Source organism: Pedobacter sp. KBW06 (assembly GCF_003852525.1).
In the GTDB taxonomy this organism is placed as follows: domain Bacteria; phylum Bacteroidota; class Bacteroidia; order Sphingobacteriales; family Sphingobacteriaceae; genus Pedobacter.
In genome coordinates this window covers 442,078-467,933 of sequence record NZ_QAJL01000001.1, presented here as the reverse complement: position 1 = coordinate 467,933, position 25,856 = coordinate 442,078, and the positions used below count along the sequence as shown (strand labels likewise).

General features: G+C 43.0%; 25 protein-coding genes and 1 other RNA gene. 18 read left to right on the top strand and 8 right to left on the bottom strand.

Annotated elements, in window-relative coordinates:
- The first annotated feature begins 236 nt into the window (after window positions 1-236).
- The 9 genes from DBR43_RS01860 (at window position 237) to DBR43_RS01820 (ending at window position 9,810) form a co-directional block, all read left to right on the top strand.
- A complete protein-coding gene (locus tag DBR43_RS01860) occupies window positions 237-2,600 on the top strand; it encodes a TonB-dependent receptor (protein ID WP_124577369.1) in 2,364 nt (787 codons plus the stop codon).
- A 14-nt stretch (window positions 2,601-2,614) separates the two neighbouring features.
- Window positions 2,615-3,274 (top strand): HmuY family protein, encoded by a 660-nt coding sequence (locus tag DBR43_RS01855; protein WP_124577367.1) that lies wholly within the window; start codon window positions 2,615-2,617, stop codon window positions 3,272-3,274.
- Between the two features lie 29 nt (window positions 3,275-3,303).
- Complete coding sequence (locus DBR43_RS01850; protein ID WP_124577365.1) at window positions 3,304-4,071, top strand: HmuY family protein; 768 nt, start codon at window positions 3,304-3,306, stop codon at window positions 4,069-4,071.
- Between the two features lie 22 nt (window positions 4,072-4,093).
- Window positions 4,094-5,056 carry a hypothetical protein gene (locus DBR43_RS01845; protein WP_124577363.1) on the top strand — a complete coding sequence of 321 codons (963 nt, stop codon included), beginning with the start codon at window positions 4,094-4,096 and terminating at the stop codon, window positions 5,054-5,056.
- 66 nt (window positions 5,057-5,122) lie between these two features.
- Window positions 5,123-5,728, top strand: a complete 606-nt coding sequence (locus tag DBR43_RS01840) for a hypothetical protein (RefSeq protein WP_124577361.1) — start codon at window positions 5,123-5,125, stop codon at window positions 5,726-5,728.
- A 207-nt stretch (window positions 5,729-5,935) separates the two neighbouring features.
- Window positions 5,936-6,916 carry a hypothetical protein gene (locus DBR43_RS01835; RefSeq protein ID WP_124577359.1) on the top strand — a complete coding sequence of 327 codons (981 nt, stop codon included), beginning with the start codon at window positions 5,936-5,938 and terminating at the stop codon, window positions 6,914-6,916.
- Between the two features lie 17 nt (window positions 6,917-6,933).
- Window positions 6,934-8,460 (top strand): S41 family peptidase, encoded by a 1,527-nt coding sequence (locus DBR43_RS01830; RefSeq protein ID WP_124577356.1) that lies wholly within the window; start codon window positions 6,934-6,936, stop codon window positions 8,458-8,460.
- A gap of 22 nt (window positions 8,461-8,482) precedes the next feature.
- On the top strand, window positions 8,483-8,803 hold the full coding sequence (locus DBR43_RS01825) for a DUF6686 family protein (protein ID WP_233602800.1): 321 nt from the start codon (window positions 8,483-8,485) through the stop codon (window positions 8,801-8,803).
- 8 nt (window positions 8,804-8,811) lie between these two features.
- Complete coding sequence (locus DBR43_RS01820; RefSeq protein WP_124577355.1) at window positions 8,812-9,810, top strand: helix-turn-helix transcriptional regulator; 999 nt, start codon at window positions 8,812-8,814, stop codon at window positions 9,808-9,810.
- Between the two features lie 104 nt (window positions 9,811-9,914).
- On the opposite strand, the gene DBR43_RS01815 is transcribed toward DBR43_RS01820, so the two are convergent.
- Window positions 9,915-10,841 (bottom strand): glycosyltransferase family 2 protein, encoded by a 927-nt coding sequence (locus DBR43_RS01815; protein WP_124577353.1) that lies wholly within the window; start codon window positions 10,839-10,841, stop codon window positions 9,915-9,917.
- A gap of 4 nt (window positions 10,842-10,845) precedes the next feature.
- Window positions 10,846-11,034, bottom strand: a complete 189-nt coding sequence (locus DBR43_RS01810) for a hypothetical protein (protein ID WP_124577351.1) — start codon at window positions 11,032-11,034, stop codon at window positions 10,846-10,848.
- 311 nt (window positions 11,035-11,345) lie between these two features.
- On the opposite strand from DBR43_RS01810, the gene gatB reads away from it, so the two are divergent.
- The 5 genes from gatB (at window position 11,346) to DBR43_RS01785 (ending at window position 17,271) form a co-directional block, all read left to right on the top strand.
- Window positions 11,346-12,809, top strand: coding sequence for an Asp-tRNA(Asn)/Glu-tRNA(Gln) amidotransferase subunit GatB (gatB, locus tag DBR43_RS01805; RefSeq protein WP_124577349.1), 1,464 nt, complete (start codon window positions 11,346-11,348; stop codon window positions 12,807-12,809).
- A gap of 4 nt (window positions 12,810-12,813) precedes the next feature.
- On the top strand, window positions 12,814-13,920 hold the full coding sequence (locus DBR43_RS01800) for a TlpA disulfide reductase family protein (protein ID WP_124577347.1): 1,107 nt from the start codon (window positions 12,814-12,816) through the stop codon (window positions 13,918-13,920).
- Between the two features lie 105 nt (window positions 13,921-14,025).
- Window positions 14,026-14,715: a response regulator transcription factor gene (locus DBR43_RS01795; RefSeq protein ID WP_069380689.1), complete on the top strand. Its 690-nt coding sequence runs from the start codon at window positions 14,026-14,028 to the stop codon at window positions 14,713-14,715.
- A 29-nt stretch (window positions 14,716-14,744) separates the two neighbouring features.
- Window positions 14,745-15,467 carry an RluA family pseudouridine synthase gene (locus DBR43_RS01790; protein WP_124577345.1) on the top strand — a complete coding sequence of 241 codons (723 nt, stop codon included), beginning with the start codon at window positions 14,745-14,747 and terminating at the stop codon, window positions 15,465-15,467.
- Between the two features lie 10 nt (window positions 15,468-15,477).
- On the top strand, window positions 15,478-17,271 hold the full coding sequence (locus DBR43_RS01785; RefSeq protein ID WP_124577343.1) for a chloride channel protein: 1,794 nt from the start codon (window positions 15,478-15,480) through the stop codon (window positions 17,269-17,271).
- 69 nt (window positions 17,272-17,340) lie between these two features.
- Here DBR43_RS01785 and DBR43_RS01780 read toward each other — a convergent pair whose 3' ends face one another.
- From DBR43_RS01780 to DBR43_RS01755, 6 genes are all read right to left on the bottom strand, one after another.
- Window positions 17,341-18,744 carry a sigma-54-dependent transcriptional regulator gene (locus tag DBR43_RS01780; RefSeq protein WP_124577341.1) on the bottom strand — a complete coding sequence of 468 codons (1,404 nt, stop codon included), beginning with the start codon at window positions 18,742-18,744 and terminating at the stop codon, window positions 17,341-17,343.
- Window positions 18,745-18,810: 66 nt separating this feature from the next.
- Window positions 18,811-19,185: RNase P RNA component class A (gene rnpB, locus DBR43_RS01775), an RNA gene on the bottom strand.
- 32 nt (window positions 19,186-19,217) lie between these two features.
- The gene (locus tag DBR43_RS01770) at window positions 19,218-19,853 is read right to left on the bottom strand and encodes a hypothetical protein (protein ID WP_124577339.1); all 636 of its coding nucleotides are present in this window, start codon (window positions 19,851-19,853) and stop codon (window positions 19,218-19,220) included.
- A 134-nt stretch (window positions 19,854-19,987) separates the two neighbouring features.
- Entirely contained in the window at window positions 19,988-20,632 is a 645-nt protein-coding gene (locus tag DBR43_RS01765) for a hypothetical protein (RefSeq protein ID WP_124577337.1), read from the bottom strand.
- A 318-nt stretch (window positions 20,633-20,950) separates the two neighbouring features.
- The gene (locus DBR43_RS01760; RefSeq protein ID WP_124577335.1) at window positions 20,951-21,373 is read right to left on the bottom strand and encodes a c-type cytochrome; all 423 of its coding nucleotides are present in this window, start codon (window positions 21,371-21,373) and stop codon (window positions 20,951-20,953) included.
- Between the two features lie 2 nt (window positions 21,374-21,375).
- Complete coding sequence (locus tag DBR43_RS01755) at window positions 21,376-22,029, bottom strand: SCO family protein (protein ID WP_124577333.1); 654 nt, start codon at window positions 22,027-22,029, stop codon at window positions 21,376-21,378.
- Between the two features lie 194 nt (window positions 22,030-22,223).
- Between DBR43_RS01755 and DBR43_RS01750 the strand changes: the two genes are divergently transcribed.
- The 4 genes from DBR43_RS01750 (at window position 22,224) to DBR43_RS01735 (ending at window position 25,848) form a co-directional block, all read left to right on the top strand.
- Window positions 22,224-22,832, top strand: coding sequence for an N-acetyltransferase (locus tag DBR43_RS01750; RefSeq protein WP_124577331.1), 609 nt, complete (start codon window positions 22,224-22,226; stop codon window positions 22,830-22,832).
- A 174-nt stretch (window positions 22,833-23,006) separates the two neighbouring features.
- Window positions 23,007-24,149, top strand: a complete 1,143-nt coding sequence (locus DBR43_RS01745) for a M20/M25/M40 family metallo-hydrolase (protein WP_124577329.1) — start codon at window positions 23,007-23,009, stop codon at window positions 24,147-24,149.
- 20 nt (window positions 24,150-24,169) lie between these two features.
- Complete coding sequence (locus DBR43_RS01740; RefSeq protein WP_124577327.1) at window positions 24,170-25,501, top strand: sigma-54-dependent transcriptional regulator; 1,332 nt, start codon at window positions 24,170-24,172, stop codon at window positions 25,499-25,501.
- A gap of 269 nt (window positions 25,502-25,770) precedes the next feature.
- Window positions 25,771-25,848 (top strand): potassium-transporting ATPase subunit F, encoded by a 78-nt coding sequence (locus tag DBR43_RS01735; protein WP_073235656.1) that lies wholly within the window; start codon window positions 25,771-25,773, stop codon window positions 25,846-25,848.
- Window positions 25,849-25,856 lie beyond the last annotated feature (8 nt).

Below are 25,856 nucleotides of genomic sequence, written 5' to 3'. Positions count from 1 at the left end.
CGTTTTTTTACTGGTTTTTTATATCTAAATCATTGTAGTTTAATTGTTTATCTTCTTTTTGTGGAGTGTCGTAATTACTGCTTTTCTTTTAATTCTTCCTATAATATATCCCGAATCCGTAAATGTTATCCCGAAAAGGTTAAAAATAATCCCTTTTTCGTTGTGCAGATATTAGTAAATCTAAGCATATTTGCCTACTTTATTTAGACTGATTAAAAATAATACACTATACTTGAATGTACAACTACATCTCTAAAAAGAACTGCTTATTGGCGCTGCTGTTTTTCCTGACCAATGCTGTAATGGCAAAGGAGATCAAAGGGAAATTGAGTGGGCTAGTCTGCGATGAGGCCGATAAACCCCTTGCGGGAATTACAGTTGCTTTGGAGCCGGATATGCGTCGTGCCCTGACCGATAAAAAGGGGGCATTTGAGATCGACAGATTGTATACAGGAACCTATATTTTGAGGATTTCTGCCATTGGATTTGGAACGCATACGCAGGAAGTAGTGGTGGAAGCAGGAAAAAAGAATAGCCTGATTATCAGGTTAACCCGGAAAAATGAATCTTTAAACGAAGTGAGCGTGACCGGCGTTCATGGAAATCCGGACAATTTCATAGACATGACCAGGACAGCCATGCCGGCCACAGTGATTACACGCAAGGAAATTGAGCAAATGGGGAGCAGAAGGCTGGATGAAGTACTGAAAGAACAAACGGGCCTGTCGATCGTAAACGACATCGCTTCCGGTAACCGGGCAGTGGGTTTGCAAATGCAGGGTTTCGACAGTGGTTATACCATGATCATGATTGACGGGCAGCCCATGGTTGGCCGCAACAACGGGAATTTTGATTTATCCAGGATCACCGTTTCCAATATTGAAAGAATAGAAATTATAAAAGGTGCTTCTTCCTGTTTGTTTGGAAGTGAAGCCCTGGCGGGGGTGATCAATATCGTGACCCGTAAAAATATTACAGCACCGCAGGGTATGGCAGCCTTACGCTATGGCAGCTTTAATATGCTGGATGCGACGCTGGAGGGGGAAACTCCTTTTGCAGGCAAAAGAGGTTCTGCTTACCTGTCAGGGAATTATTACCGGACGGATGGATTCAATTCCAATCCTTACCTTAAAGAGGGAAAAACAGCACCTCCGTTCGACAGTTATTCCCTCCAGGGACGTGGACGTTATGAGTTAACTGAAATCAGCAGTCTGAATTTTAACGGACGATATGCAGGTAGAAAATCGGTCAACAACCAATCTTATGGGGTTCAGCCCACTAAAGATGTGATGGATGAACATGACCTGAACGGATCTGTTGCGCTGAACCAGAATTTCAGAAATGGCACCAGGTTAAAAACGCAGTATTACCTGACCCGCTATCAGACCGGGCAGGATGTGACAGATCTAAACAGCGGTATAGTGATGCCGGGAAGCAGGTTCAACCAGTATTTACACCGTGCTGAGGTACAAGGAATGCACCGGTTTTTTGGGGCGTTGACGTTAACCGGTGGCGCTGGTGCAGCTTATGAATTGCTGGACAATGCCTACTACCGCGGAAAAAAAGACATGAGCAATTATTTTGCCTATGGGCAGGCCGACTGGCAGCTTGCGCCAAATCTGAATGTGACCACAGGAGCAAGGTATGATTATCATGACAAGTACGGATCTAAGTTAAGTCCGGGCATAGGGCTCAATTACCAACCCATAGAAAAACTCAGCCTCAGGGCTGCGGTTGGAACAGGATTCAAAACGCCGAATTTTCAGCAGTTGTATATGGTATTTACAAATGTACAAACCGGTTATACGGTATTTGGTTCGGAGGAGTTCTGGAGGGAATTAAAAATCTTACAGGATGCGGGCAAGATCATTAGTGTATATCCGATTGCTTCCAGGATTGCCGGGTTGAAGCCGGAACGATCGGTTTCCTATAGCGGAGGATTTATTTTTAGCCCGCTGAATTCAGTCAGGCTGGATGTCAATGTTTTTTATAACGACATGAGGAATTTTATCAATGCAGAGGCTGTTGCTCAGAAAACAAATACCCAGCAGATTTTCTCTTACGTCAATGTGGCTAAAGCCTATACTGCAGGAACGGAAATTGGCCTGAGCTGGAAAGCCACTGAAGTATTGAACTTTTCTGCGGGTTATCAGTTGTTATACGCCGTGGATAAAGGGGTGGTTGATTCCATCAAAAACGGAACAGGCTTATATGCGGGAATCTACGATGGGGTTAATCCGCCAAGACGCTCTGTCAGGGCTGATTATTTCGGAATGTCTAACCGCTCCCGCCATATGGCGAATATTAAGGTGACCTATGAGCATGTGAAAACAGGTCTTAGCGGATCATTCAGGGTGAATTACAGGAGCAAATACGGCTTTACCGAACGAAATAAGGCCAACCTGTTTATCGATCAGTACGATACTTTCGTGCCGGCATATTTCCTGCTCAACCTGGCCATACAGAAGAATTTTTACCGCAAACATCTGCAGTTACAGCTGACCGCTGATAACCTGATGGACTACCGCAACCAATTGATGCCCGGACAGCAGGGAAGAGCCATTTTGGCCGGAATCAGCTGGAGATTTTTTAAGGACTAAAACGCACAACAGATATGAAAAATAAGTTAAAATCAACCATTGCACTTTTTGCAGTCATCTGCGCCTTTGCTTCCTGCACAAAAGATGAAGTAAAACCGGAGCCGGTAGATGGGAAAAGCACGATCATTAAAGACCTTCCCGGAGACGTTGGGAAAACGGTAGGAGGGGGAGCTGAATTTGATCCCCTGTATTTCAGCCTTAAAACCGGTGCCAAGGTAGCTGCAACCGAAAAAATAACGGCCGGATGGGACCTGGTATTTGCAAAGGAATACAACTCGTTTGTCTCGGTTAACAATGGAAAAGACGGGAACAGTCTGGGATTTGGAGGCCCGGGCAAAGGCGGAATGCTGGTAATCAACAAGCCCTATGACGAAGTTAAGGAAGCACCTGCGGATGCTGAGTTTGCCGCAAACGGGATTACCGGTGCCGGCTGGGATTCAGGAAATGGCAATGGCTGGTATTTTTATGAACTCAAAACACATATCGCTGTTCCGATTAAAAACAGAACCTATCTGTTGAGAACCGCCGAAGGAAAGTATGCAAAGCTGGAAATGTTCAGCATGTATAAAGGAAACCCGGCAGCAGTGAGTGACCTGAAATGGCCTTCTCCTTATTTTACTTTCCGCTATTACGTGCAGCAGGACGGCAGCAGAAACCTCAACACCAAAGATTAATACAAGGAAACATTCAATTATAGAAAGAGATGAATACGTCGAAATTTTTAAAGAAAAATACAGGAATGCTGATGCTGGGACTGCTGCTTTCCTTCAGCATGTCCTGCTCCAAGAATGACAACCCGGTAACAGAAAAACCTGCTCCGGTAGATACAGTAAAGCCTCCGCAACCTTCCGGTAAAATTCCATTTTATAAGCTGCAGCGGGTAGAAAATCTGGCGGTGGAAACCGATGATAAAAACCCGACACAAGCTAAGCCTGCCGCTTATTTCAGTCTGGACAACAAAGAAGAAGTTCCGGCATCCTATGCCAAAACTGCACGTTGGGACGTGGCATTCACGGGTCTTTACAATAGTTTTCTTTCCGGAAACAATGGTACTGACGGAACCAATCAGGGCTATGGGGGAAGTGGAAAAGGAGGAATCATTGTCCTGAAAAAGCCATTTGAGGAAGTAACAGATGTACCCTCAGAAAGCGATTTTAAAACTAAAGGCAATGTGGTGGGAACGGATGATCTGGGTGCTTTCGGAGAAGGTACAGGCTGGTATCTGTATGATTTTGGCGGTACCATACGTGGTGACGGAAGTCCGCAGAAAACGCATGTGGCCTATGCCTTGCCAGAGATGCGGACGATCATTATCCGTACGGCTACCGGTAATTATGCGAAGGTAAAAATGATCAGCTGCTATAAAGATGCTTTTACGGCAGACAAATGGTTTAAAGATACTCCACACATGTTTTTCACCTTCGAATATGTATTGGTGCCTAAAGGCAGTACCAAATTTGAAATTAAATAATAAGACCAATTCTCATATCAAAATGAAATTAAATTCTATCCTTATCCTGTTTTGCCTGACGGCATCCGTTCTGTTTACGGCCTGTAAAAAGAAGATTGATTATCCTGCTCAGCCAAACAGCAGAATTGAATCCTTTAAAGTACCTGTATCTGATGGAGAAATCAGCGGGGTAATCGACGAAAGTGACAAGACCATTACGGTATATCTTCCCTTTTTCTACCAGCTGGACGTGATTGATCCTAAAATAAAACTGGCTGAAGGTGCGGTTTTGAAAGAGGCGGTTGTCCCGGTTGAGGTCATGGATACTAAAACGACTTATACCGTTACAGGTGCCGATAAGAGCAGTTCCACTTACAAACTGATCATTAACATTCAACAAATCACTCCGCTGGTGCTGGACGAGGTTTCGACAGCAGCTACCACCAGCAAATGGGGAATTGGAAATGGATTTATTACAGTGAGCGGTAATTTTAACACTACAGACGTGACCAAAGTAAAGGTTTATCTAGTAGGGGCAGATGGAAAAGAGATTGCACTGGTGCCGAGTGCGAGCTCCACTACCGGAATTGCAGTGGCTTTAACGCCTTCCGGAAAAACATACCGCCTGGGGAATTTACAGGTGCCTCAAACCGTTGATCCCGGGACCTATAAGTTGAGGGCGAAAGTCTATTCATTGGTTAGCGAAGCTAAATATCCGGTGGAAATCGTGTATGGCAGGCCAACGGTAACTTATGCCGGGGTGACCGCCAAAGCCGGCGAAACTTTCAAAATAGGCACCAGGGCAGAGGTATTTCACCAGTTTTCTGAATTCAGCATCATGGTTAAAGGCCAGAAAACAGTGTTGCCAATCATTTCCTATAACAGGACAGAGGCGGTGATCCGGGTTCCGGAAGAAGTCCCTGCAGGAGTGTACCAACCGACACTCAAATTTGAGGGATGGCCGGCCAGCGCATTTGGCTGGACGGTGACCGTAACCCCTAAATAAAAGAAAAAAACAATCCGGGAAGCTTTCCCACATATATTATCCTTAATTAAAAAACAGAAAAAAATTATGAAAAATACCCTATTAAAATTAACACTAGGTGTGGCGATGATCGCCGTATTAGGTACAGCTTGTAAAAAAGAAAACGAAGGAACTCCTGATCAGAAATTAGCGTTAAATTCAGCTAAAGCAGTAATTCCTGTTGACGGAACAGAAGCAGGTCAGGTAACGAACACTTCTGCCTCTCCAACTGCATGGACCGCAATTAACTATAGCTTGCTAAACAATGCAACTGCACCTGCACTTACCGCTCAGGTAAAATTCGAAAGCAATTTTAATGGAAACATCACAAAATTGAGCGGATATTCTCTGGGCTACTATGATTCACCATCAGTAACCAATGTAAGCGGCATCACTTTAACTGATATTTCATCTGTATCTCTTGGATTGAGCACTTTAGGAAGCAATTCTGCTACAACAGTGGGATGGTATGACTATAACAGAACTACCCGTGTGATTACTCCGGTAGCGCAACGTTATGCGGTGGTTGCCAACAATACTTCAATTGCAGCTGCAACTGCGGTATATGTAGTGCAACTGGATGCAGTTACTGCAACAGGAACTACTGGTCCGTTCACGACTACAGTAGACTTCCATACCAAAAGATTAAAATAGAAAATAAAAGAGGGACGCCATCTTCAAATATCGTCCCTCAAAAAGAGCCCCGGTGCTCAGCATAAAACTTAAAGCAAGGTGATTGCAAATCCCGGATTGTTTTTTAAAACATACAGCTTCATTGCAGCTGCTACCAGTCTTCGCCAGACTCTAATAAGGCGCTAATGTATATAAAAAAATAAATATCTGTATTTCAACTAAAAATATATGACACTAATTCGGTTCATTAAGTACGGTAAGCCGGCCCTTGTAAAGCCATTAATGATCTTCTTTTTACTGCTTGCATTTACTGCCTGTAAAAAAGAACAACAGCCTTCTCCTTATTCCAATATCGTGAATTTTGCCATTAAAGATGCAAAAGGGGAAACGTTGAAAGCAGGGATCGAAAACAATGAAATCGTATTGTACTGGCCACCGGAACAGGCCATTCCGGATTTTATCACTCCGGTGATTACTGTGGCAGAGGGGGCGGAGATTCAGCCCGCATCGGGAACAAAGGTGGCTTTTAAAGATGGTACTGCTTATACGGTCCGCGCCAAAAACGGAAGTATAACTACCTATAAAATAAAGATGAAAATCAATTCCGTAATGCCTTATATCGGAAGTGTCAGCTTTAAGGTGTACAAAGGAAAAACATTTCTGAGTAAAGCAAGTTCAGTAACGGTTAGCGGGGATTATTTTTCCAGCGATATCAGTCTGGTCAAAGTTTTTTTAGTGGCGAAGGATGGTAAAGAAGCGGAAGTGAAAGTCGAGACCGTAACTCCGATCAGCATTAAATTTACTGCTGATGGCCCTGTTGGCGATTACCGGAGGTTGAAAGTGATCAGCAATAACCGTACGGCAAATTATGAACAGGATTTTGAGCTTGCTCCGGAGCTGTTGTTTCCCAGATTAACAGGGATTTCCTTTCAGCAGCAACAAACCTTAAAACGTGGGGATCAGATCAATGTAAAAGGAGGAACTGATGCTGATCTTGCAAATGTAATTGGTTTTTATGACATCAATACCGGAACGGAATACCCATTGATCGTTAAAGAAAAACGTAAAGATGGATGGATTTTGCAAATTCCTTCAGATCTGCCATTGGGCGTTTATTCTTATTTATATTTCTATTTTCCGGATACGGCTTATGCAGATGGCGGAGCATCATTGATCGACTTTGATGCGCCAGTGACGATTGTTCCTTAAGCCAAAAATCAAAAGGTATGAAGCTGATCCAAAATTCTCTTAAGCTGACCGGAATGATACTCCTGGTATTAGGTGTCGCTGCTTGTAAAAAAGCGGGCGTATTGCCGGAAGACCGGCCGGTTTCTCCTCTGACGGGGACGGTCGCAGAGCTGACAAAGGACTCGATTTACCTGTATTCCCTGCAGACTTACCTCTGGAACGACGCTTTGCCTTCCTATACGGAATTTAATCCCAGGAAATATGTCGGCGCAGGAAATGATTTTGGAAACTTTAAACAGGAACTGTTCGACATCAGTCAGCTGAAGAAGAATCCGGCCACGGGGGCAGCTTATGAAGAACCGGTTTTTGCCGGAATGCCGAAGTATTCTTTTATCCAGGAAGGGAATACCTACGGAAGTGTAGTGGCAGCAATTGCGCTGGGTGTAAAAGGGAATGATCTCGGTTTTGAGGTCGCAGCAATGGGAGGGGCCGTTTATATCAGTGCGGTTAATCCGGGTTCCCCCGCAGATCTGGCGGGCCTGTTTAGGGGATTTCGTTTAACAGCGGTTAACGGACAGCAGGCGAGCCCGGTGATGGCAGAACAGGCACTGAAACAAACACAGGTGTCGATCGCCTATGAACGCCCGGATGGAAGTAAGGGCGCGACTACTGTCCTTAGAGGAGCCTACAAGAGTCATGGCTTGCTAAAATCTCAGGTATTCAACAAAGAAGGCCGCAAGTTCGCGTACCTGTCGCTCGCAAAGTTTGAGCGTCTGGATGAGGTGAAATCCGAATTGGATCAGGCTTTCCTTAAATTCTCTGCGGAACAGCCGGCAGATATGATTCTGGACCTCCGTTATAATGGCGGTGGTTATGTAGAAACAGCGGAATATCTGGCCAACCTGATGGCGCCTTCGGCATTGAATGGAAAGGTGATGTACGCCAAACATTTCAACAGCCTTTTGCAACAGGGGAAAGGAAGCATTTTAAAGCGGCAGCTCTACTTTGATGAGCACGGAAATCCGGCTTATGTCAATGGCAGAAGGGCGACCATGGCGGATGTTGATTTCAGCGTAGCAGGCAATACCAGCAGCTTTAACAAACAGGGCGGCATGGAGTCACTCAAAAACATTTACTTTATTGTAAGTAACCGGACTGCATCCGCGAGTGAATTGCTGATCAACAGCTTTAAGCCTTATGTCAACCTGAAGCTGGTGGGGAGCCGAACTTATGGAAAGCCCGTAGGTTTCTTCGGCATCAACATCAACAGGTATACGCTATACCTTTCCAATTTCCTGATCAAAAATGCGGCAAATGAAGGAGAATATTACACCGGGTTTTTACCGGATCTGGTAGCCGCTGATGATGTCGGCCATGATTTTGCTGATCCGGAAGAGGAATGCCTCAAAGGGGTATTCGCAGAAATATACGGACCACCTAAAGGGAATGCCCAGGCACAGCAAAAAATGAGTGTTATTGAAAATACAAATCAAATCACCCCTGATCCAATAATGGACAAGGGGTTTCGTGGTATGATTACCTCCAGGTTAAAACTTAAAAAATAATGATGAATTAATTGATAATGGCATGTGTAAAACAAGAGTATTGAGTACTAAAGGGGAAACGGTAGTGAGCAGTTGTCTGGGCTGTAAGATGTACTATTTATGGCATAATAATTTACTGCTGAACTTTACCGCGGAAGCTTTTGATTCTTTTAGAGAAGTGGTCAACAGCCTTCCTTTTCATAAGAACAGTCTTCCTTTTCCCGATGATGAAGAAAGGATCATTTTACATACCCCGAATGATGACATCTGCTTTGCCTTTTGTTATGATGAATTTGAAACGTTTAAACAGGCCATAGATGAAGCCATATACATGAATGAAGTGTATGTGCTGATGAGTAAGTAAAAGAAAAGATGAAGATTAAATCGAAAATAGAAGGTTCAGAAGATTGGTTGTTCATAGAAGAGATTCCGGAAATGTACGCACCCAATACACCGCTTTCGGAAAAGAACATCAACATCCGGATTCCGGCAGTACAGAAGCTCCTGAATTACCAGCTGAGTGCAGGCGGACTTTTTCTGGTGCATTCCACCATGCAGTTTAATGAGCCTGTAAAGGTGCTTTCAGAAGTGGAAGGTGAGACCATTACCTCTCAGTTTATCTTTTACGGTACAAATGCCGCAGGAGATAAGGCCCTCGCAAAAAGCAGCAGGCGTACCGGCAGCAGGCATAACATCCGTTACATTCCCTCCCTGAAAGGGAAATATCCCATGTTGCCGGACATTGAATACAAATATTTTTTGCTCGTGCTTTCCAGGTCGTATTATTTTCATCTGATTGATCAGCACTCGATGCTGCATACCGATTTTGTGCGGGAGATTCTAAAAGGAAAATACACTTCTTTTGCGGCCAAAGACTTGTCTGTGACCGGCGAAATGAGGCGGGTGATCAATGATATTTGTGAATGCAAACGGACAGGAGAACTGAAACGCCTGCATACAGAATCAAAAATCCTGGAACTGCTGATGTTACAGCTTGAGCAGATGCAATCAGGGGTGGAGGTAGAAAAATACCTGATCAAGCAGGATGACCTGAAAAAGATTGAACATGCCAGGGCCCTGCTGGATGAAAGCTACCGCTATCCGCCGACCATTATTGAGCTGTCGAAATTAGTGGCTTTAAATGAGTTTAAGCTCAAGCGTGGCTTTAAAGAATATTATGGTACAACGATCTATGGCTATGTTACGCGGTTGAGAATGGAACAGGCTAAAAGCCTGATCCTGGAAGAGAAAATGAGCATAGGGCAGGTGGCCAATGCGGTAGGTTTTAACCACCAGAGCCATCTGACAGATGCTTTTAAGCGTTATTTCGGCATTTTGCCGAGTGAGGTCAACCAGGGGCAGGAGTCCTGATGGAATTATTTTCTGAAATCTGCAATCCATGACCTGTAATCCGGATCATCAGCGCCTTTACAATTTCATCGTTTTCAGCCAAAGTTTGGGAACCATAATTTGGGTTAAGAGAGTAATCTGCGGAGTGTATAGCCAATATATTTTGGCAATAAATAACTGTAATGGCCGATAAACAATATTTTTTGCTTTGGTGATTTCAGGCTTTTTATCGAATAGGTATACCAGCGCCGGCCAATCATGCCCATCAGGAGCCGGTCGTGGTGGTCCTTGCTGTTTTTATAGCGGGAAAGGACAGGAGGGAAGTCGATCTCTTTGAAATGAGCATAGGTTTTTCGCGATAAGCTTCCATTGACTTCCGTTACCTGCAGGTAATTTCCGCTGAGTAAGGCGACTTTACCTATTGCCGTCCGGTCGAGTATGTGTTTGAGGACCCGATACCAGAAATCTATTCCTTCATTTAAATAACTACCTGTTTTGTATTGAATGGAAGTCAGCCATCTGCGTTTGGTGATGACATTGCTTCCTACGCCCATGATAAAACGGGGGGAAGTAACGGCCTTGAGTGGATGGATCACTTCATAAAGATTTTCTGATAGGGGCTGCAGGTATTTTTTGAGTGCCGTCAGGTTCGGATACACTTCGCCTCCCGGGAGAAACATCATGTTCAGGACCAAAAATTCAAGGCCCTCTTTTTCAAAAGCCTGGCTGGCGACTTCCAGTAAATGCGGATGATAAAGGTCGTCTGCATCCAAAAAGCTGATTAATTCGCTGTTTGTTTTTAGAAAACCGGTATTACGGGCATTGCCAGGACCGTAATTTTCCTGCAGGCTGACGATTTCAATTCTGCAATTCCTAAATGAAAAGGATTGTTTTTCTAAAAAATCTTTTGCGATCTCAAGGCTGCCATCTGTACTCTGGTCATCAACAATGATCAGCTCATCAGGCATTTTGGTTTGTAACATCAGGGACTCCAGCGTTTTAACGATATAGCCGGCCTTGTTAAAGAGTGGGATGATAACAGCATGTGTCATTTGACTAAGATTTAGAGATCTTCCAGGTCAATCCGGTTTGGCGCCAAATGTCCATGGTAATCAAATAACTATTGTGAAAAAAGGACTTTAAATTTTGCTGTCGATGAAGGGTGGAGCTTAATAATTGTTGTTTCAGGTGGGATTCTTCCATTCCTTCCAATACAGGAAGAACGAGGGAGCGTAAACTGGTCATGGTTTTAAGTGATTTGAGGGTGAGATCATTAATTATTTTGTAATTGATTTAAACTGACAATTGTTAAAATAAGTAAGTAATTGAGGCGAAAGAGATGTCTCCATGTTGTCCATCTTAAGGCGATCAATGCGTTAATGCTTAAAGGTATCAATTAAAAGCAGAAGTTGAAAATGATGGGATATGAAAATGCTTTCATTCTGAATTTTCTGTTTGGCAATGGTAATAATACGTTGAACATGCGTATGTAACGCACAATTGGTTATATTTGTCTATCTAATCCATCGAAATTTAAGTTAAATCATTGCCGATAAATGAGTACGAATACCCTAGTTTCTTCATCAGAATTTGAATTGGTATCTGGTCTGGAAATCCACGTACAGCTAAATACACAAACAAAGATCTTCTCTTCGGATAGTGCTTCATTTGGTGCTAAACCTAATGAACACATTTCTGCGGTCTCCCTTGCCTTACCGGGTGCATTGCCAAAGCTCAACAAAGAGGTGGTTGCAAAGGCGGTCAGAATGGGGCTTGCCTTAAACTGTACGATCAACCAGTTGAATTATTTCGACCGGAAGAATTATTTCTATGCAGATTTGCCTAAGGGGTACCAGATTACGCAGGACAACAAGCCCATTTGTCAGAATGGATTCCTGATGGTGACCCTGGCCAATGGAGAGGAAAAGAGAATCGGGATCAACCGGATTCACCTGGAAGAAGATGCAGGGAAAAGCTTACATGATCAGGATGATCAGTATTCTTTTGTGGACCTGAACAGGGCCGGAGTTCCGCTCATTGAAATTGTGACGGAGCCGGATATCCGCTCTGCGGAAGAAGCCTCGGCTTTATTAACGGAAATGAGGAAACTCGTGCGTCACCTGAACGTGAGTGATGGAAATATGGAAGAAGGCAGTTTGCGTTGCGATGCGAACATCTCGATCCGTAAAAAAGGAAGCAGCGAATTTGGAACGCGCTGTGAAGTGAAAAACCTCAACTCTATCCGCAATGTACGCAGGGCGATGGAATTTGAATTCAACCGTCAGGAGCAAGTGATTACTGAGGGAGGGCACATCATTCAAAGCACGCTTAATTTTGATGCAGAGCAGGGGACAACCTCGCCAATGCGGACTAAAGAAGAGGCCAATGATTACCGTTATTTCCCTGATCCGGATCTTCCGCCCATCCATATTTCTGATGAATGGCTGGCACAGATCAAGGCAGAAATGCCGGCATTACCGGCAGAGATTTCTAAACGCCTGGTGGCAGAATTCGGGGTGAATGCTTCTGAAGCGGCCATGCTTTCCGAAGATCAGGAATTGCTTCGTTATTTTAACGGGGCCTTAGCCCATGTAAATCATAAGAAAAGTCTCGTGAACTGGTTAACAGGAGCAATCAGGGCTTTATTGAATGAGCAGGGAATCGGCATTGCCGATTTTAAACTGGCACCGGTACAACTGGCGGGACTGATCAACCTGGTGGATGATAAAAAGATCAGCCAGCAGATTGCCTTGCAGGAATTGCTTCCGGAATTGATCAGACAACCGGATTCGGGAGCTGCTGAACTGGCGGCTGAACTGAACCTGCTGATTGCAGAAAACGGAGATGCATTGTCTGGTTTTGTAGATGAAGTGCTGTCGAAATACCAGCCTCAGGTAGAAGCATATAAAAAAGGTAAAAAGGGAGTGTTGGGGCTTTTTGTTGGTGAAGTGATGAAACTCGCCAAAGGAAAAGCAGACGCTCAGAAAATAAATGAATTGTTACAGGATAAATTAAAGTAAACAGATGAAAAGAATCAGTTATCTATTATTGGTATGTCTGGCCTTTGCCGCATGTAAAGACAAAAGTAAATTTATGATCAGCGGGGAGTTTAAAAATGCCACTCCAAAAAGTAAAGTTTACCTGTTTGGTTTACAAAAAGACAATGTACTGCCTTTGGATTCAACCGTTTTTTCTGAAAAAGGGGAGTTTAAATTCTCACACAGCACTCCCGGAGTAGATTTTTTCAGGATTTCTGCCGGAAACAGCGAATATATGATCATCGCTAAAAACGGAGATGACATTAAGATCTCTGCAGATTTATCCGATAAGAACCTGGCCTATAAACTCTCCGGCGCTGCGGAAGCAGATAAACTGGAGGAGCTGAACGTGACCAAACACCAGTATATGACCAGGATTGCGGGGATTCAGGCGCAGTTTGACGAGACGGTAGCTGCACAACCTCAGAACAGGGACATGATCATGGAGCAGATGAGGCCGAAATATACGGAAGAAATCGAGGGCCTGAATAAAGCAGTTTTAAAGTTTGCCCAGGAGAATTCCAGTTCTCTGGCAGGTTTTTATGCCATTAACTTATTAAACCCATCGGAATATGAGAAAGAGATGGTGGCTTATTCTGACAAGATTAAGAGCAGTTTCAACGACAATGCGGCGGTAACGGAGTTTTTGGTGAAGATGGCGAAACTGAAAGCTTTACAGGTTGGTCAGCAGGCACCTGAATTTACCATTAATGGTTTAGACGGAAAACCGGTGAAATTAACCGACTTCAAAGGTAAATATGTATTGCTGGACTTCTGGGCTTCCTGGTGTATGCCTTGTCGCCAGGAGAATCCAAACCTGGTAAAAGCTTACAATACTTATAAAGGAAAGAACTTTACTGTGCTTGGAATTTCTTTGGATAAAGATCCTGGTGCCTGGAAAAACGCCATTGCTGCGGATCACCTGGCCTGGTCACATGCCGGAGAATTGAAGGATTTTGAAGGTCCGACGGTGAGGCTATATCAGATTGAAGCAATTCCAAGTTCCTTTTTATTAGACCCTAACGGTAAAATTCTGGCTAAAAACCTACGTGGTGAAGAGCTGGAGGCATTCTTAAATAAAACTTTACGATAACCCTAAATTCATGTTAATATATAGGAGGTACTTAACAATTTGTTAACTTTGTGCTAACGGTATATTATAATTGATTACCTATTTTCGTAACAAATAATTAAAGCTATGAGCACCGTAAAACAGAAGATACTTATTGTTGATGATGAACCAGATATTTTGGAGTTAATTGAATATAACTTGAAAAAGGAAGGTTATCAGGTTTTTTTGGCCAGCAACGGCCAGGAAGGGATTACGGTTGCTAAGAAAGTTCATCCCGATCTGATCATTCTCGACATCATGATGCCTAAAATGGACGGGATTGAAGCCTGCAGGTTAATGCGTGCGATTCCGGAGTTTAAAAATACGTTTATGGTATTTTTAACGGCCAGAAGTGAGGAGTATTCGGAGATTGCCGGTTTTAACGTTGGTGCGGATGATTACATTGCCAAGCCGATTAAGCCAAGGGCATTGATTAGTAGAATTAATGCCATATTAAGAAGAAATTCCAGTGCGGATGAAGTTTCTGATAATAAAGTAGAAATTGGCGATCTTGTAATTGACAGAGAAGCTTATCTTGTTTTTCAAGGCGGACAGAAAGTGGTTTTAGCCAAAAAAGAATTTGAATTATTATACTTACTGGCTTCTAAACCGGGAAAAGTATATACCAGGGAATCTATTTTGAAAAACATCTGGGAAGACTCTGTAGTGGTTACCAACCGTACAATTGATGTACATATTCGTAAGCTTCGTGAGAAATTAGGGGAACGATATGTGGCAACAGTGAAGGGTGTAGGCTATAAATTCGAACTTTCTTAGTATTTTTGTACAGTATTAAATCTACTGTATTGAAATATCCTTCTTTTAAAGATCTTATCCTATTCGAAAACGATGATTATATCGTTGTAAATAAACCTCCATTTGTAGCCTCGCTGGATGAGCGTGGCGGATCAGGCGAGGTCAATATATTACGCTTGGCAAAGCAGTATTCTGCTGATGCACAGGTATGTCATCGTTTAGACAAAGAGACTTCAGGTGCGATTATTATAGCAAAAACACCTGAAGCTTATCGCTCTGTAGCGATGCAATTTGAAAAACGTAAAGTGAACAAAGTGTACCACGCGGTGGTAGACGGACAGTTTACTTTTAACGAGCTGTTTATCGATCTTCCCATCCTCAACGATGGGAATAAGAGCGTTACCATCGACAGAAAAGAGGGTAAACGTGCAGAAACCATATTTAATTCCATAAAAAATTACCGTCATTATACCCTGGTAGAATGTAAGCCGATTACCGGCCGGATGCACCAGATCAGGATTCACCTGGCCACGCAAAGGGCGGCCATTGCGGGCGATGACATGTACCGTGGAAAACCGGTTTTCCTTTCCAGCATGAAAAAAGGATACCGCATCGCGAAAGATGATGAAGAGTTACCGATCATGAAGCGCTTTGCCCTGCATGCCAGACATCTGGTATTTAAAGGACTGGACGGCACTGATATTGTGATTGAGGCCCCTTATCCGAAAGACTTTGCAACGCTCATCAAATTACTCGATAAATTTGACGCTTAAATAAACAGATATGTACGTACGGCTGGTAAATTATGTAGACGCAATTAACCAATACCGGAGGACGAAGATCTCAAACAGAAACTTTTTAGTGATTGCAGCATTGATTGTCGGCGTTCTTGCCGGGCTTGCTGCATCACTGCTGAAGACCATCACTCACCATATTGAGGATTTCCTGCAAACGGGATTTCATTGGGAATACAAGTATTATCTCTTTTTCTTTTTTCCTTTTATAGGGATCTTATTGTCGGTCATGTATGTCCGCAGGTTCATTAGAAAGGGGAAATTTGAAACAGGCTTAACTCCTTTACTGTATACCATTTCAAGAAAATCAAGTAAGGTCGAACCCCATAACATTTACTCCCAGATCATTACTGCTGCCATGACCGTTGGTTTTGGTGGGTCAACAGGGCTGGAAGCCCCGATTGTAACCAGTGGTGCAGGGATTGGTTCAGTACTGGGCCGTTTCCTGGGTTTATCCTACAGGGAGACGACGATGTTACTGGCCTGTGGTGCTGCTGCGGGGATCGCTGGTGCATTTAACAGTCCGATTGCAGGGATTGTGTTCGCTATTGAAATTCTCTTGCCTGAGTTCACGATTCCTGCCTTTATTCCTTTGCTGCTGGCTTCGGCTACGGCGGCGGTAGTCGCAAGGCTGTTTTACAATGAGCAACTGTTCTTCCTTGTTACCGAAGGATGGAAAATGGATGCCCTGATCTATTACGTGATCCTGGCTGCAATAATTGGTTTTTTTTCCATTTATTTTACCAAGGCAAACAGCTTTATCAAGGGTTTCTTTTATAAGATCAAACACCCTTACAAGAAAGTAGTTTTGGGTGGTTTGATGCTTGGATTACTCGTGTTTTTATTCCCTACTTTATACGGGGAAGGTTACATTACCATTAAGAACCTGTTAGGAGGAAATTACTTTGCTGTAATCAATAACAGCATCTTCTCTTCTTATAGTAACCTGCCCTGGGTAGTGTTGCTGTTTACATTGATCACGCTTTTTGCTAAATCTGCGGCTACGCTCATTACTTTGGGTGCAGGCGGTAACGGGGGGATCTTTGCCCCGAGTCTGATTATGGGGGGGCTAATGGGCTTTATGGTCGCTTATACGGTCAACACCCTGGGCATTGCACATTTGAATGTCGCCAACTTTATTGTTGCAGGAATGGCCGCTTCACTCAGTGCCATCATGCATGCACCGCTGACCGGGATCTTCCTGATCGCGGAAATTACAGGTGGTTATGTATTAATGGTTCCTTTGATGATCACCTCGGCAATCTCTTACCTGATCAACAGGAGCGCAAACAAGTATTCTATTTATACCAAACCACTGGCAGAGAAAGGAGAGCTTTCTTCTCATGAGGATAAGGATACCACGGTATTGAACATGATGAAACTGAAATACCTGGTAGAACGTGATTACCTTGTGCTGAACGAAGGAGATGTCATTTCTGAGCGGTTAAATGAAATTCTGCAGTCTAAACGGAACCTTTTTCCGGTGATCGGAGGGGAGGAGCTGAGCTTTAAGGGCTTGCTTTATGTAGAGGATGTGCTGAAGAAAGGCATTAACCATATGGATGAGCAGGAAGTGAAGGTGGAAGAATTGATGGTTGCTGCTCCGGATACTTTACACCTTGATGATCCGATGAAAATGGTATTGCAGAAAATGGAAAAGGAAAATGCCTGGTTATTGCCTGTTTTAAATGAGCAGGACAAGTACATTGGTTTTGTCTCTAAAACGGCCATCTTTAATAAGTACCGCGCGCTGCTGAGCAGGCAGGCCGATTATATGGAATAAAGAAAATGTTGGGTCTATAAAAAAGCCAGCTTCTGATTTCGGAAGCTGGCTTTTTTTTGTTTTGTATCTTTATTCAGCGGATCTCTTTAATCCGAATTTCTCAATCTTACTGTAAAGGTGACTGCGTTGGATGTCAATGTCGTCGGCAGTTTTGGAAACGTTCCAGTTGTTCTTTTCCAGTTTGAATTTGATAAATTCTTTTTCCGCGTAATCTTTATAATCCTGGAAATTATTGAAGTTATCGTAGTTTGGTGTGGCGGTACGTACAACCGTACCCACTGATGAACTATGTGCAGCACCGATATTTGTTCCTCCGCCAGGATTTGCAAATGCAGCCACATCATGTTCTGTAATGGCTTTATCGCTCAGAATGATCAGACGCTCAATCATATTGTGCAGTTCACGGACATTTCCTGTCCAGGGTAAGGCCTGAAGTGCCGCCATCGCTGCATCACCGATCTTTTTAACCGGCATGCCATAATCTTTACAGATTTCTTCCAGAAAGTTTTGTGCAATTTCCGGGATATCTTCCACACGTTCCGTTAAATGAGGAACATGGATATTGATTACATTTAAGCGGTGGTATAAGTCCATCCTGAAATTGCCGTCTTCGATTTCTTTCAGCAGGTCCTTATTGGTTGCTGCCAGGACCCTTACATTTACTTCCAGTTCTTTTTCACCACCTACGCGGCTGATTTTGTGTTCCTGTAGTGCCCGTAATACCTTTGCCTGTGCAGAAAGGCTCATGTCGCCAATCTCATCCAGAAAAAGTGTTCCGCCGTTTGCCAGTTCAAATTTACCAATCCTTTGTTTTACGGCAGAGGTAAAGGAACCTTTCTCATGACCGAACAATTCGCTCTCGATCAGTTCTGAGGGAATTGCAGCACAGTTCACTTCGATTAAAGGGCTGTCTGCACGGTTAGATTTTTCATGTAACCATCTTGCAACAAGTTCCTTCCCACTTCCGTTTGCACCGGTAATCAATACACGGGCATCAGTAGGGGCAACACGTTCAATGGTTTCTTTGATCTTTCCAATACTTTCGGAACTCCCTAATATATCTCTTGTTTTACTCGCTTTTCTTTTAAGGACTTTGGTTTCGGTAACCAATGTACCTCTGTCGAGCGCATTTCTTACAGTAATTAACAGCCTGTTTAAATCAGGCGGTTTGGAGATGAAGTCAAAGGCTCCTTTTTTACTGGCTTCAATAGCGGTTTCGACTGTCCCATGACCGGAGATCATGATGAAAGGAAGATCAGGACTATAGGCCAGTGCCTGTTCCAGCACTTCCATTCCGTCCATTTTATTCATCTTGATATCACATAATACCAGATCGAATTTCTTTTTCTTAATCAGTTCTAAACCGTCTACACCATTATCAATATCGTCAACATCGTAGTTCTCATACTCTAAGATTTCGCGTAAAGTGCTTCTTATTGCCCGTTCATCATCAATTATTAATAATTTTGCCATAGGTAGTGCTCATCATTTTTATTAGATACGAATATATTACTTTTATCAACAAGGAGTTGATAAAATAAAAAATGCAAGCCTGTAAGCCGGGTTCTGTAAACTGATTGCTCAGAATTTCTACCATTAATCCACTATAAATGTTGCCATTTATCTCTAACGACCTACCCGCTAACATCGGACGAGCAGCCCTACATGCGTTAGCCTATTTGGTCTTTCAACTCCCGGGGTTTACCAGCAATCCGGTTGCCCGGAATACTCGTGAGCTCTTACCTCACGTTTTCAACCTTACCTGTGCTTAAAAGCCATCGGCGGTATGTTTTCTGCGGCACTTTCCATAACTCAGGTTTTCAATCCTAAGCCTCTTCCCGTTAGGAAGCGGGATGCTCTGTGTTGCCCGGACTTTCCTCTCCGATAAATCGCAGCGATAGAACGGCTTGCATTTTTTATGCTGCAAAGATATAAAAAAACAGCGTTTATTGGATAAAAGGCAAGTTTCTTACGGCTCCTTCTATTAATTCATCGGAGATATAGCTGGATTGTGTTCGGTAATCGTAGTATCTCCACATTTGTTTTCCGGTTTGCCCGTCATAAAGCGACAGTGTAAATACATTCTTAACGGAGGTAGAAATTCTTGGGATTCTTCCGGAAATGGAAGAAGAATCTTTGGTTATCTGCTCCTCTATGAGAAAAGCATCACTTTCATACAATCCGGAAATGAGGGCATCTACACCCAGGATTTTTGCAATTTCTTCTTTCGTGTACTGATCCGGCCTGGCACTCATTTCTGATTTCAGGAGCAGCAGGTTGGTTTTTTCGATGTCCTGAATTTCTATTTTCATGCGGCTGGACCTGGGTAAAATGTAACTGTATATTCTGGACTGATTGGCCAATCCGGTATTGATGCTTTCGCTGGCCTGATTTCTTTCATTGAGGTAGGGAACCTGGCTCTTAAAGCTCAACAAGGTTCCTACGGGCAAAATGGCAATTGTCTTGTAATCCTTCATTGCTTTTTTCAGCTCAGGACTGGTGTATACTTGTTTGGTAGTGAATTGCGCATGGGCAATCATACCGATTGACATGGCTATGAATAATAAAAGAGACTTTTTCATATACGCTAATTAATTAAAATTTTTTGGAATATGTTTATTGTTTTTACAGGATCAAAATTTTTAAAATTGGCTGGTGATTCGTTCAGGGGGGGAGAAACAGAACCACCAAACCAATTCAGGGGGTATTAAAATAGTTACCTGGTGTAAGGGAAGTTTCTTGAAACTTTTCTCATCATCCGGTCGATGAGCTCATCACTGGAGCTGAACACATCGTCGTTCATGCTTTTGTAGAACCTCCATAACAGATCTCCTGAAGGCCCGTCATTGACCATCATTGTCAATGCTCCGGAACCGGTTTTACTTCCCATTCCTCCAAACAAGACTGTGGTTACAATGGCTCCGGCTTCAGATTTTGACTGCTCTGCTTCATACTTACCAGCAATCACTGCATCTACATTCAGGGCTTTGGCAATTTCATCTTTCGTAAATTCTCCCAGCTTGTCGGTCATTCCTGCTTTCTTCAACAGCACATTGGTTTTTTCTACATCCTGAAATTCTACCGTATACTTCGATGCTTTACGCAATAAAAAGGTGTAGATACTGGATTGAATAGAATAAGCCTTTTCTCTTTCCTTCTCCCGGTTGGTTTCCAGATCGAAATCCCGGGGTTGTTTTTTGTAGGTCATCTTGACCTCAAAAGGCAAGATGGCTACCAATTTGTGGGTTTTAACTGCTTCCTGCAGTTTTGGACTGTTGAATACCTGTTTGGCATTCTCGTACTGAGCATTGGCGACCATACCAGTCACCATCGCTACAAATAGTAACAATGATTTTTTCATTTGATAGATTTTTAAAAAATCACCAATGCGTCTTTAGTCCATGGTTAGTGGGGTTGGAACTCATAATGATTTCATTTGTGTGTGTGTAAACAATATTATGTAGAATCTTTTACATTATTATGAAATAAATAAAGACTATGGAATTTTTTGCTGCTGATTTTTGAGCGAGATGAAATGCTAAAACGTTATTTTCTCAGAAAAACTCTGTTTTTCCGGAAATTAGCATTTGTAATATTTTTAGTGATATTCAGCCTGGGCTTGCTGAGGGGGCTTAATTAGCCCCCATAAGGTGAGTTTTCGTTGCTTTTAAAGCAAGAATTATTTGCAGTTTTTCAGATCAGTGGAAGTTTGTTCCAGAGTATACATCCCTTGTTTATTCCCGAAGGAGTTGGTGATGTAAACAACGATCTGAGCAATATCTATCGCGGCGAGGGTTTGGAAATCCGGCATTTTACCTTCATATTTCTGACCATGAATGGTAATGGCCTCGCTCATTCCGTTTTTGATATAACAGGCTATTTTCTGTTTGTTTTCTTTTAAAAAGACGCTGTCGGTAAGGGGAGGGGCTAATGCACCCAGGCCTTCACCTTTGGCGCCATGGCAATTCTGACAATATTTGATGTAATAATCGCGGCCATTGGTATAATAAATGTCTTGTTTTACCTGATCTGCACTCTGACAAGAGTAAATCATTGTAAGCAGGGTAAATAAGACAATGGTACTGATGAGTAGTTTTCGCATGGTTATTTTTTGTCTTCAGCAAGTAACACAGGAATATCTTTCGTCAGTTGTTCGACCTGTTTTGGATCTGTTCCATCATAAGCGCCGCGAATGCGTTTTTGCTTGTCGATCAGAACCAGCCATCCCTGATGAATGTAACCGTCTCTGGCTGTGGTATCTTCCATTACTGCAACAAGGTAACTGTGTTCTGCCAGTTTATATACGCTGTCTTTTGAACCGTATACAAATTGCCATTTATTGCCATCTACACCTAATTTCTGTGCGTATTTTTTCAATACTGAAGGTTTGTCGTATTTAAAATCGATGGTATGTGAAAGGTACATCACATCCGGATTGTCTTTATATTTTTCAAATATGGTTTTCATATTCCTGTGCATTGTTGGGCAGATGGTGGTGCAGGAAGTGAAAAAGAAGTCTGCGATATAGATTTTGTCTTTGAACTGATCGTTCGTGATGTAAATACTGTCCTGGTTTAAGAAACGAAATGCAGGAATGGTCTGGTACACGGTGTCTACGCCCATGGAACCATCTTTATCTTTGACAGATACCGCTTCTCTGGGACCGAGGATGGGTAATTTTTTGGCGTCCTGGCAAGAAGAGATAAAGATTGCGAGCGCAAATAAAAATGATAAGGGGAGGGAAAAGTTCAGCTTCATAATTTTATTATTATTGAATCCGCCAAAGGTAGCTAAAATGAAATTAACCCTGCCATTTTGATAAGGTGCACTATTGCCACAGTAGCGTCATGAAATTATTATTCAACCCCCAATTAATCTTCAAAGCGGCTTTTCTTCTTTCTGGCACGATTGGGCACCCGGTTTGACCAGAGCTCTGGTAAAATAATTTAACAATGGAAAATCCAATGATCTTTGTGCGTATTGCTACCATAAATGATATAAAATACGTCGATGAAATAATTCAGGAAACGGAATCCTCTGCCATTGCCAGAGGATCGGGGATTTCAAAAAGAAGTCCGGAATCTTTAGCCCAGAAAATGAGGGACGACAAGGCCGTTATTGCCGTAACCACTGCCGGAGAATGGGTCGGCTTTGCTTACTTTGAAACCTGGGAGAACGGGAAGTTCATTTCCAACTCCGGACTGATCGTATCTCCGAAATTCCGCAATTCTGGAGTGGCCAGGGCGATTAAGGACCGGATTTTCAGAATCTCCCGCCGCCGGTATCCGGATGCAAAAGTTTTCAGCATCACCTCCGGGATCGCCATTATGAAAATGAATACCCAGCTCGGATTTGAACCAGTCACCTTTGCCGAGATCACACATGACCCTTCCTTTTGGGAAGGCTGTAAAAGCTGTGTCAACTACGACATTCTGGAAGGCAAGAAAAAATGCAACTGCCTGTGTACGGCGATGCTGTTCGATCCTTTAAAAGTGAAACAGGAACAACAGCCGGCCATGTCATTGGAGTCTTTTCAGCGGTACCTGTCCAAAACCAATTAACTGTTCGGAAGTACTTTTAGCACCAGGGCGTTCAGTCAGATTTTAAAAACTTAAAATCAAATCACCGGACGCTAAAATCAAATTACCGAATCGTCAAGTCAAATTAAGCAAGTCAAATCAAGTCATCAAATCAAATCACCTAATCTTTAAATCAAATCATCAAATCAAAAGCATATGAATCCCAATTCCGAAAAAAGCTCAGGCAGTCTGCCCGACCTGTATACTTTAACTGAAGACCCGGTCCAGTTGTTAAGAAAATTAATCGCCATCCCTTCCTTCAGCGGCGAAGAAATCAATACTGCCGACCAAATTGAGTCCTTCCTCAATCACCATGATGTGTTTACGCTCAGAAAATTCAATAACATCTGGTGTTACAACAAAAATTTCGACGCCTCCAAACCTACCCTTTTACTAAACTCCCATCACGATACCGTTAAGCCTTCGAAAGCTTATCAGCATGATCCTTTTCATCCTTTTATAAAAGATGGAAAACTGCATGGACTTGGCAGTAATGACGCCGGGGGATGCCTCGTTTCTTTAATCGCCGCTTTTCTTCATTTTCATGATTTTAAGGATCTTCCTTATAACCTTTGTCTGGCCGCCACAGCAGAAGAGGAAACTTCGGGAGAGAAGGGGCTTAAATGTATCCTGCCGGAACTTCAGAACATTGCCTTTGCCATCGTCGGAGAGCCGACGAAAATGGAAATGGCCGTTGCCGAAAAGGGATCGATGGTTCTGGATTGCACCAGTTTTGGCAAACCCGGGCATGCCGCAAGGGAAGAAGGCGACAATGCGATCTATAAAGCCTTTGCCGATATGCAATGGTTTTCTGAGTTCATCTTTCCGATTGAAGGAGATTTGCAGCCACCGGTAAAGATGACCATTACCGAAGTAAACGCAGGAATTCAGCACAATATCGTTCCCGGAGAATGCAATTTTACGGTGGACATTCGTTTTACACATGCCTGGACCGCCAAAGAGATATTGACGACCATTCATAACCATACGAACTGTAAAATCAGCGTCAGGCCGAACATCATGAACCCTTCTTTTATCGATGGGCATCACCCTTTGGTGATGGCTGGAAAAGAGATCGGAAAGACCAGCTATTGTTCGCCCACCAGTTCTGATCAGGGCTGGCTGGACGTTCCTTCCCTAAAAATGGGTCCAGGCGATTCTGCAAGGTCACATATGGCAGATGAGTTTATTTTTGTGGAGGAGATCAGGGAAGGAATTGCAACTTACATCTGGCTGCTGGAGTCATTATTTAGCAATCACGGAAAGAAGAAAAACTTACTTGTCTCAGATAATTATTAATATTGTCTAAATTATCAGCTATGCAAGATACGGTCCTCATAATAGACGACGAAAAGAAAATCTGTAGCCTCCTGGCGAGGATTATAGAACTGGAGGGATTTAAGGTGTTTCAGGCAAATACCGGAAAGGAAGGACTGAAGACCCTGACCATGCAGGAGGTCGACGTAGTGATCAGCGATGTGAAACTCCCCGATATCAATGGCGTGGAGCTGGTAAAAGAAATCAAAAAGATCAAACCTTATGTAGAAGTGATCAACCTCACCGCTTTTGGAACCATTTCGGATGGGGTCATGGCGATGAGGAACGGTGCTTTTGATTACATCACCAAAGGTGACGATAACGATAAAATCATTCCATTGGTTTATAAGGCAATGGATAAAGTAAAACTCCAGCGCAGGGTATATGAGCTGGAAAATAAGATCATCAAAAAACACAGTTTCAGCAGTATTCTCGGACAGTCCAGGGCGATGAAAGAAGCACTGGACCTGGCACAGAAAGTTTCTGCAACGGATACTACGGTATTGCTGCTGGGGGAAACCGGAACGGGAAAAGAAGTCTTTGCCCAGGCAATTCATTACGAAAGCCCCAGGAAGATGAAACCTTTTGTTGCCCTGAACTGCAGTGGCTTTAACCCTGAACTCCTGGAAAGTGAGCTTTTTGGATACAAACAGGGCGCTTTTACAGGGGCAATGAAAGACAAAAGAGGATTACTGGAAGAAGCGAATGAAGGGACCCTTTTCCTGGATGAGATCGGCGAGATGAACCTCGACCTTCAGGCAAAGCTCCTGCGGGTCCTGGAAAATCAGACCTTTATTAAGGTAGGGGATACGCATACGAGTAAAGTGAATGTAAGGATCATTGCGGCAACCAACAGGAACCTTAAAGAAGAAGCAGAAGCAGGAAGGTTCAGGTTGGACCTTTATTTCAGGCTCTCCGTGTTTTCTATTGAACTGCCCAACCTTTCCCAGCGTAAAACGGATATCCTGATGATTGCAAAGCACTATTTGAAAGAATTTGCCTTCAAAGTGAATAAACCTGATTTTGTGATGGATGATGGTTTTTCTGAACTGCTGATGAAGCATGTCTGGAAGGGAAACATCCGGGAACTAAAAAATGTAATGGAAAGGGTCGTGATTCTTGCCGATGGAAATGTAGTGACCGCAAGCCTGCTGCCCTATGAGTTCCATGCAGAGACGCAGGAGGAAGATTCTATGAAGATGCAGGTGATCGAAAAGCAACACATCAATAAGGTATTGAAACATACCAGAGGTAATAAAACGGAAACCGCCAGGTTATTGGGGATTGGTCTGACCACCCTATACCGTAAAATGGAAGAGTATAAGATCAGCTAAGCCAGAAAAGCAATACCGTTCATTATGATAAAAAACCCTTCCATTTTGGAAGGGTTTTTTCGTTTATGATTTCTGGTATTTACCTGTTTTGTTGATTTATACGCTTGTAATCAGTGTTTTATGGCTTTGGCCTTTTCTCTGGTATGCCAATTGGCTAGGGCTATCTAAAATAGATAATTTATGTTAACAATCGCACTACTTCTCGCCCTGCTACTGATGTGCTGGGTATTCTACAAATCAATCGACTGGTTCGAAAAAATCTAACAATTATGATCGCATTATTTCTTATCGCAATCGCAGTATTTATCTATATGGTATACGTGCTGATTAAACCTGAAAAATTTTAATTAATTTA